This is a genomic window from Actinoplanes sp. CA-142083 (assembly GCF_050942195.1).
Lineage (GTDB): Bacteria > Actinomycetota > Actinomycetes > Mycobacteriales > Micromonosporaceae > Actinoplanes.
On the sequence record NZ_CP192076.1, the window covers coordinates 2219458 to 2233495 of the forward strand.

Here is a 14038-nt window from a genome sequence, read left to right on the forward strand (position 1 = left end):
GTACGCAGCTGTTCCGGCAGGTTTTCCAACGGACGGGACACCCGGTGGCCTGGATCACCGAGCAGGCGGTTTGCAGCCTCCGGCGGAAATACGTAACGTTGCCGTAGTGAAAAACGAGGTGCTGATCCGGAGCGGTGCGGTGGCGTCTGCCAGCGCGTCGGACGGTCGCACCCGTGACCGGGTCGCCCAATTGTTGCTCGAGCGTGGCGCGGCCACCGCCGCCGAGCTGGGCGCCGAGCTGGGGCTGTCGCCCGCGGCGATCCGCAAGCACCTGGACGCGATGCTCGCCGACCGGCTGGTCGAGACCCGTGAGGTCCGCCACCAGGGGCCGCGCGGGCGGGGCCGCCCGGCGAAGGCGTTCGCGCTCACCGCGGCCGCCCGCGAGGATCTCAACCCGCACCACTACGACGGCATCGCCACCGCGGCCCTGCGCTGGATTGCGCAGCGCAGCGGGCCGGAGGCGGTCAGCGAGTTCGCCGCGTCCCAGGTCGCCGCCCTCGAGGAGCGGTGCCGGCAGGCGATGTGCGAGGCCGGCGACGATCCGATCAAGAGGGCGGAGGCGCTCGCCGAGGCGCTGACCGCCGAGGGCTACGCTGCCAGCGCGACCACGATCGCGTCCGGTGGGCAGCTGTGCCAGCACTCCTGTCCGGTGGCCCACGTGGCTGCCGAGTTTCCTCAGCTGTGCGACGCCGAGACCGAGGTCATCTCCCGCCTCATCGGCACCCACGTGCAGCGTCTCGCCACCATCGCGCACGGCGACGGAGTGTGCACCACGCACATTCCGTCACCAAAACGTGTAACCGGAACTACCACGGTTAGGACAGATACATGACCGACCAGATCGTCACTCAGGAAGAGCACCTCGCCGCCCTGGGCAAGTACGAGTACGGCTGGGCCGACGCCGACGTCGCGGGCGCCGCGGCTCAGCGCGGACTGTCCGAGGCTGTGGTGCGCGACATCTCTTCGAAGAAGAACGAGCCGGAGTGGATGCTCAACCTCCGGCTCAAGGGCCTGCGGCTGTTCGACCGCAAGCCGATGCCGTCGTGGGGCGCCGACCTCACCGGGATCGACTTCCAGAACATCAAGTACTTCGTGCGCTCGACCGAGAAGCAGGCGGCGTCGTGGGACGACCTGCCCGAGGACATCAAGGCCACGTACGACCGGCTGGGCATCCCCGAGGCGGAGAAGCAGCGCCTCGTCGCGGGTGTCGCCGCGCAGTACGAGTCCGAGGTGGTCTACCACAAGATCCGTGACGACCTCGAGGAGCAGGGTGTCATCTTCCTCGACACCGACACGGCTCTGAAGGAGCACGAGGACATCTTCAAGGAGTACTTCGGCACCGTGATCCCGGTCGGCGACAACAAGTTCGCCGCGCTGAACACGAGCGTGTGGTCCGGTGGCTCCTTCATCTACGTGCCCAAGGGCGTCCACGTCGAGATCCCGCTGCAGGCCTACTTCCGGATCAACACGGAGAACATGGGCCAGTTCGAGCGGACCCTGATCATCGTCGACGAGGGTGCCTACGTGCACTATGTCGAGGGCTGCACCGCGCCGATCTACTCCTCTGACTCGCTGCACTCGGCGGTCGTCGAGATCATCGTGAAGAAGAACGCCCGCTGCCGGTACACGACCATCCAGAACTGGTCGAACAACGTCTACAACCTGGTCACCAAGCGCGCCACCTGCGAGGAGGGCGCGACCATGGAGTGGATCGACGGCAACATCGGCTCCAAGGTGACGATGAAGTACCCGGCGGTCTACATGACCGGCCCGCACGCCAAGGGCGAGGTGCTCAGCGTCGCGATGGCCGGCGAGGGCCAGCACCAGGACGCCGGCGCCAAGATGGTGCACGCCGCGCCGTACACGTCCTCGACGATCGTCTCGAAGTCGATCGCCCGGGGCGGCGGCCGCACGTCGTACCGCGGCCTCGTGCAGGTCATGGAGGGTTCCTCGCACTCCAAGAGCACGGTCAAGTGCGACGCACTTCTTGTCGACACCATCTCCCGCTCGGACACCTACCCTTACGTCGACATCCGCGAGGACGACGTGGCGATGGGGCACGAGGCGACGGTCTCCAAGGTCAGCGAGGACCAGCTCTTCTACCTGATGAGCCGCGGCCTCACCGAGGACGAGGCGATGGCCATGATCGTGCGTGGCTTCATCGAGCCGATCGCCAAGGAGCTGCCGATGGAGTACGCCCTCGAACTGAACCGTCTTATCGAGCTCCAGATGGAAGGCGCTGTCGGTTAAACCATGACCACGGAAACTTTTGCCCCGCCCAGCACCAAGTCGCAGGTGCTGCGCTCCTTCGACGTCGCCGACTTCCCGGCCCTGAACGGGCTGGAGGAGGAGTGGCGCTTCACCCCGCTCAAGCGGCTCGGCGAGCTGGTCACCGCGTCGAAGCTGACCGGTGTCGCGCCGGCCGTCGAGCATGGTGAGCTGCCGGCCGGCGTCGCGGTGAAGCACGTCGACGAGGCCGAGGCGGTGCTGACCCCGTTCGACCGGATCAGCGCGCTGGCCTACGGCTCGGCCGACGGCGTCACGCTGATCGAGGTCGCGCCCGAGACGTCGCCGGACGAGGCCGTCGTCGTGCGTGTGGTGGGCAAGGGCGGCGATGCCGCCGCGGCCAGGACCGTGGTCAAGGTGGGTGCGTTCGCCAAGGTCACCGTCGTTCTGGAGCAGACGGGTACGGCGTTCCTCGCCGACAACATCGAGGTCGTCCTCGGTGACAGCGCGCAGCTGACGTTCGTGACCCTGGCCGAGTGGGACGCCGGCGCGGTGCAGGCCCAGCACGTGAAGTTCCGGGTCGGCAAGGACGCCCGGGTCCAGCACGTGCAGGTGGCACTCGGCGGCGATCTGGTCCGCCAGTACACCAGCGTCGAGTACGCCGGCCGCGGTGGCGACGCCGAGCTGTGGGGTCTCTACTTCGCCGACACCGGCCAGCATTTCGAGCACCGGCAGCTGGTCGACCACGCCGTGCCGGATTGCCGCAGCTACGTGGGCTACCGCGGGGCGCTGCAGGGCGCGTCGACGAAGACCGTGTGGGTCGGCGACGTGCTGATCCGCGCCGCGGCGACCGGCACCGACACGTACGAGATCAATCGGAACTTGATTTTGACCGACGGCGCGATCGCCCACTCGGTGCCGAACCTGGAGATCGAGACCGGCGAGATCGTCGGGGCCGGGCACGCGAGCGCGACCGGCCGCTTCGACGACGAGCAGCTGTTCTACCTGATGGCGCGCGGCATTCCCGAGCGCGAGGCGCGCAAGCTGGTCGTGCGGGGCTTCTTCATCGAGCTGATCAACAAGATTCCGGTCGAGGAGCTGCGCGAGCGCCTGGGCGACGCCATCGAGGCGCGGCTGGCCGAGGTCGGCGCGTGAGTTTCGAGCTGGTCGGCGCTACCGCCGACGTCGCCAAGGGCTCGGCGATCTCGGTGGAGATCTCCGGCGTCGACGTCGCGGTGGTGCATGCCGATGACGACAACTTCTATGCCGTACGCGATGAGTGCTCGCACGCCGCGGTCGCCCTCTCCGAGGGTGAGGTGGACGGTTGCACGCTGGAGTGCTGGCTGCATGGTTCCCGGTTCGACCTGAAGACGGGCGCGCCGACCGGCCTGCCCGCCACCGAGCCGGTGGCCGTTTTCCCCGTCGAGATCCGCGACGGCGACATCTACGTTTCGACCGAGCCGAGTAATGGAGTAATGCCGTGAGCACCCTGGAGATCCGCGACCTGCAGGTGTCGGTGAAGTTGCCCGAGGGCGACCTCAAGCCGATCCTCGCCGGGGTCGACCTCACCGTGAAGTCGGGCGAGACCCACGCGATCATGGGTCCGAACGGCTCCGGCAAGTCGACGCTGGCCTACTCGATCGCGGGCCACCCGAAATACCAGATCACCGGCGGCACGGTGACGCTGGACGGCGACGACGTGCTGGCGATGACCGTGGACGAGCGCGCCCGCGCGGGCCTGTTCCTGGCCATGCAGTACCCGGTCGAGGTTCCCGGCGTGTCGGTGGCGAACTTCCTGCGCACCGCGAAGACCGCGATCGACGGCGAGGCGCCGAAGCTGCGTACCTGGGCCGGCGAGCTGCGCTCGGCGATGGAGAAGCTGCAGATGGACCCGGCGTTCGCCCAGCGCAACGTCAACGAGGGCTTCTCCGGCGGTGAGAAGAAGCGCCACGAGATCATGCAGCTCGAGCTGCTCAAGCCGCGGATGGCGATCCTCGACGAGACCGACTCCGGCCTCGACATCGACGCGCTGCGCATCGTCAGCGAGGGCGTGAACCGGGTGCGCGAGACCGGCGAGACCGGCCTGCTGCTGATCACCCACTACACCCGGATCCTGCGCTACATCAAGCCGGACTTCGTGCACGTCTTCGTCGCCGGCAAGATCGTCCAGGAGGGTGGCCCGGAGCTGGCCGAGCAGCTGGAAGCCGAGGGTTACGAGCGCTACGTGGCGGCGCGGGCCTGATCATGGCTTTCGACGTGGCCCGGATCCGGGCGGACTTCCCGATCTTTTCCCGAGAGATCAACGGGCACCCGCTGGTCTACCTGGACAGCGCGAACACCTCGCAGAAACCACGCCAGGTGCTCGAGGTCATGCGCGTGCACAACGAGCGGCACAACGGCAACGTGTCCCGCTCGGTGCACACGCTCGGCACCGAGGCCACGACGGCGTACGAGGAGGCCCGCGCGAAGGTCGCGGCCTTCATCAACGCCGGCACTCCCGACGAGATCGTCTTCACGAAGAACTCGACCGAGTCGCTGAACCTGATAGCGCACTCGGCCGGGCAGATGCTGGCGCTCAAGCCGGGCGACGAGATCGTGATCTCCGAGATGGAGCATCACTCCAACATCGTCCCGTGGCAGCTGCTGGCCGAGCGCACGGGCGCGACGCTGCGCTGGTTCGGCATCACCGACGACGGCCGGTTTGATCTTTCTTCCCTGGACGATTTGATCAACGAGCGCACCAAGCTCGTCTCCGTCGTGCACATGTCCAACACGCTGGGCACGATCAACGACGTGTCCGGGATCGTCGCGCGGGCCCATCAGGTCGGCGCGCTGGTGGCGCTCGACTGCTCGCAGTCGGTGCCGCACCTGCCGGTCGACGTGCGCGGGCTCGGTGCCGACTTCATCGCGTTCACCGGGCACAAGATGCTCGGGCCGACCGGCATCGGCGTGCTCTGGGGGCGGTTCGAGCTGCTCGCCAAGATGCCGCCGTTCCTCGGTGGCGGCTCGATGATCGAGACGGTGACGATGGCGGGGACGACCTACGCCGCCCCGCCGGCCCGGTTCGAGGCGGGGACGCCGCCGATCGCCGAGGCGATCGGGCTCGGCGCGGCCGTGGACTACCTGACCGGGCTGGGCATGGAGGCGATCCACCAGCACGAGCAGGACATCACCGCGTACGCGCTGAAGACCCTGACCGATGTTCCTGGCGTCCGCATCTTCGGGCCGGCGACGCCCGAAGGGCGAGGCGGCACGCTCTCCTTCGCGGTGGACGGGGTGCACCCGCACGACGTCGGGCAGATCTTGGACGCGCTCGGTGTTGAGGTACGCGTGGGACATCACTGTGCGAAGCCGACGTGCGCCCGTTTCGGGGTGCCGGCCATGACCCGGGCGTCGTTCTACCTCTACACGACCACCGAGGAGATCGACGCTCTGGCCCGGGGCCTCGACCAGGTGCGGAAGGTGTTCGGATGATGCTCGACGCGCTGTACCAGGAGATCATCCTCGACCACTACAAGCATCCGCACGGGCGAGGATTGCGTGACCCCTTCGACGGGGAAGCTCATCACGTGAACCCGACCTGCGGTGACGAGATCACCGTACGGGTTTTGTCTGACTTTTCGGACATTTCATATGACGGGCTGGGATGCTCGATCTCGCAAGCCTCCGCTTCGGTGCTGCACGAATTGCTCGTCGACCACTCGCCGGCCGAGATCGCCGCCGTGCACGAGGCGTTCGTCGAGCTGATGCAGGGACGCGGGCAGGTCGAGCCGGACGAGGACGTGCTCGGCGACGCGGTGGCGTTCGCCGGGGTGGCGAAGTTCCCGGCCCGGGTCAAGTGCGCGCTGCTGCCGTGGATGGCTTTCAAGGACGCTGCGGCGCGCGCCGGAGTTGACGTGGGCGTGAGCCCGGAGGTGAAGGCATGACCGACAATTCCGTTACCGACGCCGCGACCGAGCAGACGCCGGCCTGGCTCGCCGAGGAGCGGGCCGCCGCGTCCGCCACCGGGACGCCCTCCGAGGCGCCCGACGTCGACCTCAACGCCGCCTCCTCCCCGGCGGCCTCCTCCCCGGCGGCCGCCTCTTCGGCGCCCGTCTCGAAGGCCTCGATCTCGGACATCGAGGAGGCGATGAAGGACGTCGTCGACCCCGAGCTCGGGATCAACGTGGTCGACCTCGGCCTGGTCTACGGCACGTTCGTGGACGACGACAACGTGGTCACCCTCGACATGACGCTGACCTCGGCGGCCTGCCCGCTCACCGACGTGATCGAGGACCAGACCCGGTCGGCGCTCACCACCGGCCCGGGCGGCGGCCTGGTCAGCGACTTCCGGATCAACTGGGTGTGGCTGCCGCCGTGGGGCCCCGACAAGATCACCGAGGACGGCCGCGAGCAGCTGCGGGCGCTGGGCTTCAACGTCTGAGCCGAATCTGTCGTACCCCGCTGATAAAACCGGGGCATGACGCAGACGCCTCCCTTCGATGACCTTCTGACCCTGATCGACGACCGGTCCGCGGCGTTGCGCTCCGCCGCCGCGGCCGCGTCGTCGTTCGAGGTTCGGGTGCCCGGTTGCCCCGACTGGTCGCTCGACGACCTCATCTATCACCTGGGCACGGTCCAGCGTTTCTGGGCCGTCACCACGAGGCTGGCCGACACGTCCGGCCCGCCGAGCACCGAGCAGCGCGGCGACATGGAGCCCCGGGGTGATCTGCTCACCTGGTCGGCCGAGTCGACCAGCCTGCTGCTCGACGCGCTGCGCGCCGCCGGCCCCGACCGCCCCGCGTGGACGTGGTGGGAGGCCTCCGGCGCCCCCATGACCGCCGGCGCGATCGCCCGCCACCAGGTGCAGGAGGCGGCCGTCCACGCCTACGACGCGCAGGAGTCCGCGGGCAAGCCCGACCCGCTCCCCGCCGCGGTCGCCGTCGACGGCGTCGCCGAGTTCCTCACCGTCGGCATGTCCTGCCTGGGCGCCTGGCCGCACCGCCCCGCTCGCGTGGCTTTCACCGCCACCGAGGGCCCGGCGTGGCTGGTCGACCTGTCTCCCACCGGCGTCGACTTCGCCCCAGCGGCGAGCGGCGACCCGGTGACGACCGTCCACGGCCCGGCCAGCGACCTGGTCCTGGCCCTATACAAGCGCATCCCCGCCGACGGCGTCCGCATCGACGGCGACCGCGAGGTCTTCACCGCCCTACGCTCCTGGTCCGCCACGGAGTAGCCCGCGCCCGCCCTGCGCCGCGTCCGCCCGCGCTGGCCCTCGCGCCGCGCTGGCCCTCGCGCCCGTGCTGCTTTGGGGCCGCGCTCGCCCGCGCTGGCCCGGGCTGGCCCGCGCTGGCGCCGCGTCCCGCCGCGCCGGCCTCGCCGCTGGGGCTGCGCTGGCCCCGCGCCCGCCGGCCCGCGGCCGCCGGCCCGCGCTCGCGCCCGCCCGCGCTCGCCGGCCCGCGCTCGCGCCCGCCCGCGCTCGGGCCCGCTCGCGCCCGCCCGCGCTCGCGCCGGCCCGCGCTGGCGCCGCCCGGGCCGCGGTGGCGCCGCGTCCACCGCCGGGGGCCACGCTGGGGCCGCGGCCGCGCGCTGGCGCCGCCCCGGGGCCGCGCCCGCGATGCGTGGGGCGTCGTTGTGGGCAGGGCCGCGTGTCTGCGGTCAGACGCTCGGGAGGTGTTCCACGGAGTTGTAACGGGCCAGTTCCAGGTGGTCCTCGTGGGCCAGGAATTGCGAGATGGAGGCGTTGCGGACCGTGCCCTCGGCGCGTTCCATGGCTATCACCTGATCCCAGGTGAGCTGCTGGATGACGGCGCGCATCATCAGGACCACGGCGTCGTGGGCGACCACCACCACGCGGTCGCCGGCGTGGTCTCGGTTCAGGTCGGCCAGGAAGGCGGCCAAGCGGGCCTCCACGTCGGCGAAGGACTCGCCGCCGGGTGGGGCGTAGCGGTACTCGCCGGCCTCGGCGCGGCGAGCCGCCTCGCCGGGGAAGCGGTCGGCCACGGCCGCTCGGGTGAGCATCTCCAGGTCGCCCAGCAGACGGTCGACCAGGCGGTCGTCGGTCTTGGGGGCGGGCAGGTCCAAACCCGAGGACTCGGCGGCTATGCGCCACGTCTCGCGGGCCCGCCAGTAGGGCGACGTGATGACGACCTGCGGCAGCTGCTCGGCGGGCAGGGCCGCCAGCCAGCCGCCGACCGCGGCGGCCTGCGCCTCGCCGAAGTCGGTGAGCGGGACCTCGGCGTCGCGGCCGCTCACCTCCGCCTCGAGGAGGCCTTTCGCGTCCGCCGCCGGGAAGGCCACATTGGCAAGACTCTGCCCGTGCCGCACCAGGATCAATTCCGCTACCACCCGCACGGTCCCACCGTATCCGGCACGCCCGCCAAAGCGCGTCAGCCGGGGGCGGTGGCCGCGGCGTGCAGGGCGGACTGGTGGCCGGGGCCGTCGGCGGGGGACAGCGGGATGGTCAGCACGAAGACGGAGCCCCGGGTGGGCGCGGGCCGGTAGCAGACGTCGCCGCCGTTGGCTTTCGCCAGCTCGCGGACGATGTAGAGGCCCAGCCCGGTGCCCGAGACGCTGCCGGCGGTGCGGTCGGCGCGGGCGAAGCGGTCGAAGAGGCGGGAGCGGAAGTCGGCGGGCACGCCGGGGCCCTCGTCGTGGACCTCGATCGTCGCGTGATCGTGGCCGGCCATGGTGGCCACGATGGCGGTGGCGCCGCCGCCGTACTTGGCGGCGTTGCTGATCAAGTTGGTCAGGATGTGGTCGAAGTGGCCGGGTTGCATCGCCGCCACCAGCTCGCGCGGGCAGGTCACCGCCACGCCGGTGGTGGCGGTCGCGGAGAGCGCCGCGGCGATGTGGTCGGCCACCCGGATCGGCCGGGGAAGGGCCGTGAGGCGGCCGGCGTCGATGCTGACCAGGGCCAGCACCTCGTGGACGATCGTGTCGAGGCGCCTGGCGCTGCGGTGGATGTTGGTGATCAGCTCCTGGACCGGGTCGGGGACATCGTCCTCGGTGAGTGCCAGGTCCACGTACCCGAGGATCATTGCCAGCGGGTTGTTGATCTCGTGGCCGAGCATGCCGATCAGGTCGGACTTGAGCTGGTTGGCGGCCTCCAGGTCGCGGTTGCGCTCGGCCAGCTGCAGGTGGGCCTCGTCGCGGGCGGCCTCGGCCTCGCGGCGGGCGCTGATGTCCTGGAAGATGCTGACCAGGTGATCGGGGTTGCCGTCGGCGTCGCGTACGGCGGAAGCGGTCACGTGCGCCGCCAGGCGCGACCCGTCGGCGCAGCGCAGGCTCAGCTCCCGGCTGATCAGCGGCAGGCGGTCCGAGATGACCTCGCCCAGCTCCCGGCGGTGGGTCTCCCGGTCGGAGGTGGCGAACAGGTCGGTGAGCTTCGTGCCGGCCAGCTGCGCCAGGGACGTGCCGATCATCGTGAGGAAGGCGGGGTTCGCGTCCTCGATGCGGTCGTCGGTGCCGTGGATGACCTGGCCGACGGCGGCGTGCTCGAAGTGGGACCGCAGGCGGCGCTCGCTGTCGGCGAGGCGGCGGTTGGTGGCGGCCAGGTCGGCCGTACGGGCCTTCACCGCGGACTCCAGCGAGTCGTGCAGCAGCGCGTTGTCCAGCGACACGGCGAGCTGCCCGGCGATCAGGCGGACCGTCTCGAGGCGGTCGGTGGAGAAGACGTCGCGCTGGCGGCGGTTCTCCAGCACCAGCACGGCCCGGGCGACGTTGTGGCTGGGCACCGGCACGACCAGCAGGGCGCACGCGTCCAGGCCGGCCAGGTACGGGTCGCGGGCGAACCGGTCGTCGCGGGTGGCGTCGGGGACGAGCAGCGGCTCCTGGGTGCGCAGCACGTAACGGATGGCGGCAAGCGGTAAAGCCTCGGCCGAGGGGTCGGCCACGGGCGCGGCGCGGCCGCCCGTCGCGGCGTACCAATGGATGGTCTCCTGATGCTGCAGGACCAGATGCACGTCGGTCGCGCCGGTCATCGCGCTGAGCAGGTCCCCGACCCGGGCCTGCAGGCCGGCGACGGTGGTCTCCGAGCTGAGCGCCTGGGAGGCCCGCAGGACGGCCATCAGGTCGATGCGGTTGCCCACGACCGGGTCCGCGGGCGCGGCGGCGGTGGTTCGAAGGAAGGGGTGGGCCGCTTCGAGCGCGGTCACCTTGGCTTCGGCGCCCCAGCGGCGGTAGGCGTCGCGGGCCTCGCCCAGCAGGATCCGCCCGGCGTGTTCGAGGCCCTCGGTCACATGGAAGAGCCCGGCCCGCTCGGCGAGCAGCGCGTGATGCCACGGGCGCCCGGAGACCTCGCCGAGCGCCGCGTCGAACTCGCGGGCGGCGGTGACCCGGTCGCCGAGCGTCCAGGCCCGTTCCGCGTCGACCAGGCGCAGCAGCGGGCGGAAGTTGCGGGGACAGTCGGTGGCCCGGCGGGACAGCCAGTCACGGGCCTCGGCGAACTGGGCGGTGGCGCCCGGCCGCCGGGCGAGGCTGATGGCCCGGCTCAGCCAGGCCACGATCGACACCGGGAATCCGCGCAGCGAGCGGCTGCTCGCCAGGGCGGCGGCGGAGTGCTCGTCGAGTTCCGCGTCGTCCCCGAAGATCAGGGCGCATAGGGCCCGATTGGTGTGGTAGGTACCGCGGCTGGGCCCGAACGCGTTGGCGGCCTTGTCGTATTCGGTCTCCTCGAAATCCGGCGAGGCGAAGGAGCCGGGTGCGGACGTGCGGCCCTGCAGGGCACGGATCAGCTGCCGGTAGCCGATCATCATGAGGACCGAGTAGTTGCCGCCGGTGCGCTCGCCGAACGCGAGGAACCCGGCCAGTTCGTCGGCGACCTCGTCCAGGGTCTCGGCGGTGTCCAGCAGCATGGCGAGCAGGCGGATCGAGAGCAGGCCCGCCACCTGCATGTCCCCGGCCGACACCAGGTCCTCGCGGGCCTCCAGGGCGGCCTCGGCGACGTCCTCGATCGGCTCGAACCAGGGCGCGGCCAGGCACAAGTGCATGTAGCGGGCCACGGCCGTCTCCGCCTGGTACCCGCGTTCCCGGCCGACGGCGACCACGTGCCGGGTCAGCAGGTAGCCGGTGTGGTAGTCGCCGCGCTGGTCGATGGTGACCGCGATGCCGGCGCCCAGGGTGCCGACGAACGGGGCGCACACGCCGTGGCGTACCCAGAGCTCCTGTGCCTCGAGCACGAGCCAGGCGTGCAGCAGCGGGTCCTGCTGGAAGGCCGGGGCGAGCAGCCGGTTGATCAGCCGGCCGGCCGCGATGATCCAGGGGTCGGTGGCCTCGCGCCGGTCGGCGGCCGGCTCGGCGAGGAGGTCGAGGACCCACTGGTAGAGGTCGTCGAGGCGGGTCTCGACGGAGTGGCTCAGGTCGCGCGGCGGGACGATGCCGAGGCGGCGCAGCACACCGAGGCCGAGCTCGGCGGCGGCGGCGTTGGAGCCGCGCTGGGCGAGGCTGTTGATCTGCACCACGGTCGCGCCGGCCAGCGTCAGCGTGTCCGGCTCGCGGTCGCGCAGGTAGCGGTACACGTCGTCGGCGTCGCCGAGCCGGCCGAGGCAGTACAGCGCGGCGTGCCGGTCGACCGCGATCGCGTCGCGGATCCGGCTGTCCGCCATGCCCGCGGCCGCCAGCCGGTCGGCGCAGGCCATCAGCTCCTCGGCCACGGAATAGTTGGTCAGCTGGGCGGCGCGCCGGCCGGCCTCGTGCAGCAGCACGGCCGCGACCCGCCGCTCCCGGGGCGCGTCGATCTTGTCGGCGACCGCCAGGTACTGCTCGGCGGCCTCCTGCCGGCTGTCGTCGCGGGTGGCGAGCCGGCGGGCCAGGTCGATCTGCAGCCGGTCGCGGTCGTCGTCGGCGACCCCGTCGTGGGCCGTCCGCAGGATCAGGTCGTGCCGGAACCGGACCGCCGCGGACGGCCACCCCGCCCGGTCGATGGTGATCATCCGGGCGGCCACGGCGGGCGCGAGGTGCTCGACGAGCGTGCGCTCGGGCATGCGCAGGCCGTCCGCGAGCAGGCCGGGCCGGGTGTCGCCGCCGAGGCAGGCCAGCGCGGTGAGCGCCAGGCGGGTCGGCTCGGGCAGCTGCTCGAGGCGGCCGGCGAGCAGCTCGGGCACGCGGTGGCGGGCGACGAAACCGCGTACGGCATCGGCGTCCCACCGCCAGCCGTCCCCGGCCAGCTCGAGCAGGCCGTCCGCGCGCAGGGCGTTGAGCAGCTCGATCGACGCGTACGGGTTGCCGTCGCTGGCCGCCCGGATCAGCTCCGCCAGCCCGGCCGCCTCCCGTGGCGGGATGCGCAGCACGGTGCCGAGCAGCTCGGCGAGCCCGTCCACGCCGAGCCCGCCGAGCCGGATCGGCGGCCCCGTCTCGCCGTCCCGATCCCATCGGGCGGCCAGCGGCGCCAGCGGATGATTCTCGTCGACCTCCTGGTCGCGGTAGGTGGCGACGATAAGCAGCCCGGGTATCGGCCCGCAGGAGATGACGCCGTCGAGGATGCGCAGCGAGGCGCTGCTGGCCCACTGGAGGTCGTCGATGGCGAGAACGACCGGATGGTGGGCGGCGACGGCCCGCAGCAGCCCGGCGATCGCGGCGCTGAGCCGGCCGGGCGCGGCGCCCGGCTCGTCCGACACGGCCTCCCCGACCGGTCCCAGCAGGGTGCCCATGTCGGGGATCGCGGCGGCGACGGTGGCCGCGTTGGGGCCGAGCGCGGCGACCAGCCGCTGCCGGTGCCCGGCCAGCTCCGGCTCGGGCTCGGCGAGCAGCTGGCCGGCCAGGTGGGTCAGCGCCCGCCGGATGCCGCCGCTGCCGGTGCCCGTGCGGAACTGGTCGTACTTGCCGGTGGCGAACCAGCCGCCGCGGTCGGTGACGACCGCGCGCAGGGCCGCGACCAGCGCGCTCTTACCGACGCCGGGCGGGCCGGAGACGAGCACGGCCGGGCCGCCGCCGCGCGCCCGGTCGAGGGCCGAGGTCAGCAGCCGCAGCTCGGCGGCGCGGCCGACCAGGTGGACCGGGCCGGAGAGCACGGCCGGGAAGTCGCGCTCGCCGAGACGCCAGCCGGCGTCCGGGCCGGCGTCGAAGCGGCTCAGGTCGTGCACGAGGGCCTCGGCGCTCTGGTAGCGCTGGTCGGGGTCCTTCTCGAGCAGACGCATGACGATCGCGCAGAGGTGGTGGGGGAGCCGGGCGGGCGGCGCCGGCACCCGGACGAGCGTGTCGCGGATCAGGTCGAGCGGGTCGTTGCCGGGGAACGGGGCGTGGCCGGTGGCCAGGGCGTACAGGGTGGCGCCGACGCCGTACAGGTCGGAGCGGCGGTCGATCGGGAGCCGCAAGCGGCCGGTTTGCTCCGGCGGCAGGTAGCCCAGGGTGCCGATCGGCTCGCCGGGCGGCGCCGAGCCGGTCCGCGCGGCCGGGTCGGGCAGGGCGAGGTCGTAGTCGACGAGCAGCGGCGTCCCGGCGCCGGGCACGATCAGGTTGCCGGGGGTGATGTCGCGGTGCAGCACGCCGGCCCGGTGGATGGCGGCCACGGTGGCGGCGAGCGACCGGGCGACCTCGACGAGGCGGCCGAGCGGCAGGCGGGTCCCGGTGGGCTCGCTCTCGATGTCGATCAGCACGAGGACCTGGCGAAGCTGCTGTGCGGCGAGCGCGGGAACTCCGGGGATCCCGGCCAGATGCCGCAGGATCGACCGCTCGTGCTCGACGCGGCGGATCGCGCCGGCGCCGAGGGCGCGCTTGCACACCACCGTGCCGTCGCCGTCGGGTGCGCTCTGACGGGAGACCTGTGTCCGCTCGCCACGGTACAGCAACTCCTCGCCCATAAAACGGATCCTGCCACTTATATGATGATCATTCC

Annotated in this window: 11 protein-coding genes; 9 read left to right on the forward strand and 2 right to left on the reverse strand. The window is 71.8% G+C overall.

What is annotated here, in order from left to right; all coding sequences use genetic code 11:
- Nucleotides 1–106 precede the first annotated feature (106 nt).
- From ACQPZX_RS10590 to ACQPZX_RS10630, 9 genes are read left to right on the forward strand one after another with little or no spacing between them, the layout of a single operon-like run.
- Nucleotides 107–832 carry a helix-turn-helix transcriptional regulator gene (locus ACQPZX_RS10590; RefSeq protein ID WP_433377831.1) on the forward strand — a complete coding sequence of 242 codons (726 nt, stop codon included), beginning with the start codon at nucleotides 107–109 and terminating at the stop codon, nucleotides 830–832.
- Nucleotides 829–2250, forward strand: coding sequence for a Fe-S cluster assembly protein SufB (sufB, locus tag ACQPZX_RS10595; RefSeq protein ID WP_433377834.1), 1422 nt, complete (start codon nucleotides 829–831; stop codon nucleotides 2248–2250). Before ACQPZX_RS10590 ends, sufB begins: the two co-directional genes overlap by 4 nt.
- A 3-nt stretch (nucleotides 2251–2253) precedes the next feature.
- Entirely contained in the window at nucleotides 2254–3381 is a 1128-nt protein-coding gene (sufD, locus tag ACQPZX_RS10600) for a Fe-S cluster assembly protein SufD (RefSeq protein WP_433377837.1), read from the forward strand.
- Nucleotides 3378–3710: a non-heme iron oxygenase ferredoxin subunit gene (locus ACQPZX_RS10605; RefSeq protein ID WP_433377840.1), complete on the forward strand. Its 333-nt coding sequence runs from the start codon at nucleotides 3378–3380 to the stop codon at nucleotides 3708–3710. The genes sufD and ACQPZX_RS10605 overlap by 4 nt, the downstream gene beginning before the upstream one ends.
- A complete protein-coding gene (gene sufC / locus ACQPZX_RS10610; RefSeq protein ID WP_433377843.1) occupies nucleotides 3707–4468 on the forward strand; it encodes a Fe-S cluster assembly ATPase SufC in 762 nt (253 codons plus the stop codon). The genes ACQPZX_RS10605 and sufC overlap by 4 nt, the downstream gene beginning before the upstream one ends.
- Before the next feature lie 2 nt (nucleotides 4469–4470).
- Nucleotides 4471–5700 (forward strand): cysteine desulfurase, encoded by a 1230-nt coding sequence (locus tag ACQPZX_RS10615; RefSeq protein ID WP_433377845.1) that lies wholly within the window; start codon nucleotides 4471–4473, stop codon nucleotides 5698–5700.
- Nucleotides 5697–6152: a Fe-S cluster assembly sulfur transfer protein SufU gene (sufU, locus tag ACQPZX_RS10620; protein ID WP_433377848.1), complete on the forward strand. Its 456-nt coding sequence runs from the start codon at nucleotides 5697–5699 to the stop codon at nucleotides 6150–6152. Before ACQPZX_RS10615 ends, sufU begins: the two co-directional genes overlap by 4 nt.
- The gene (locus ACQPZX_RS10625; RefSeq protein ID WP_433377851.1) at nucleotides 6149–6649 is read left to right on the forward strand and encodes a metal-sulfur cluster assembly factor; all 501 of its coding nucleotides are present in this window, start codon (nucleotides 6149–6151) and stop codon (nucleotides 6647–6649) included. The genes sufU and ACQPZX_RS10625 overlap by 4 nt, the downstream gene beginning before the upstream one ends.
- 36 nt (nucleotides 6650–6685) lie before the next feature.
- Nucleotides 6686–7441 (forward strand): maleylpyruvate isomerase family mycothiol-dependent enzyme, encoded by a 756-nt coding sequence (locus ACQPZX_RS10630; protein WP_433377854.1) that lies wholly within the window; start codon nucleotides 6686–6688, stop codon nucleotides 7439–7441.
- 422 nt (nucleotides 7442–7863) lie between these two features.
- Here the strand turns inward: ACQPZX_RS10630 and ACQPZX_RS10635 are convergent, their stop codons facing one another.
- Together ACQPZX_RS10635 and ACQPZX_RS10640 are read right to left on the reverse strand one after the other, a co-directional pair.
- Entirely contained in the window at nucleotides 7864–8559 is a 696-nt protein-coding gene (locus tag ACQPZX_RS10635) for a histidine phosphatase family protein (protein WP_433377857.1), read from the reverse strand.
- A gap of 35 nt (nucleotides 8560–8594) precedes the next feature.
- Complete coding sequence (locus tag ACQPZX_RS10640) at nucleotides 8595–14003, reverse strand: AAA family ATPase (RefSeq protein ID WP_433377860.1); 5409 nt, start codon at nucleotides 14001–14003, stop codon at nucleotides 8595–8597.
- Nucleotides 14004–14038: the final 35 nt, after the last annotated feature.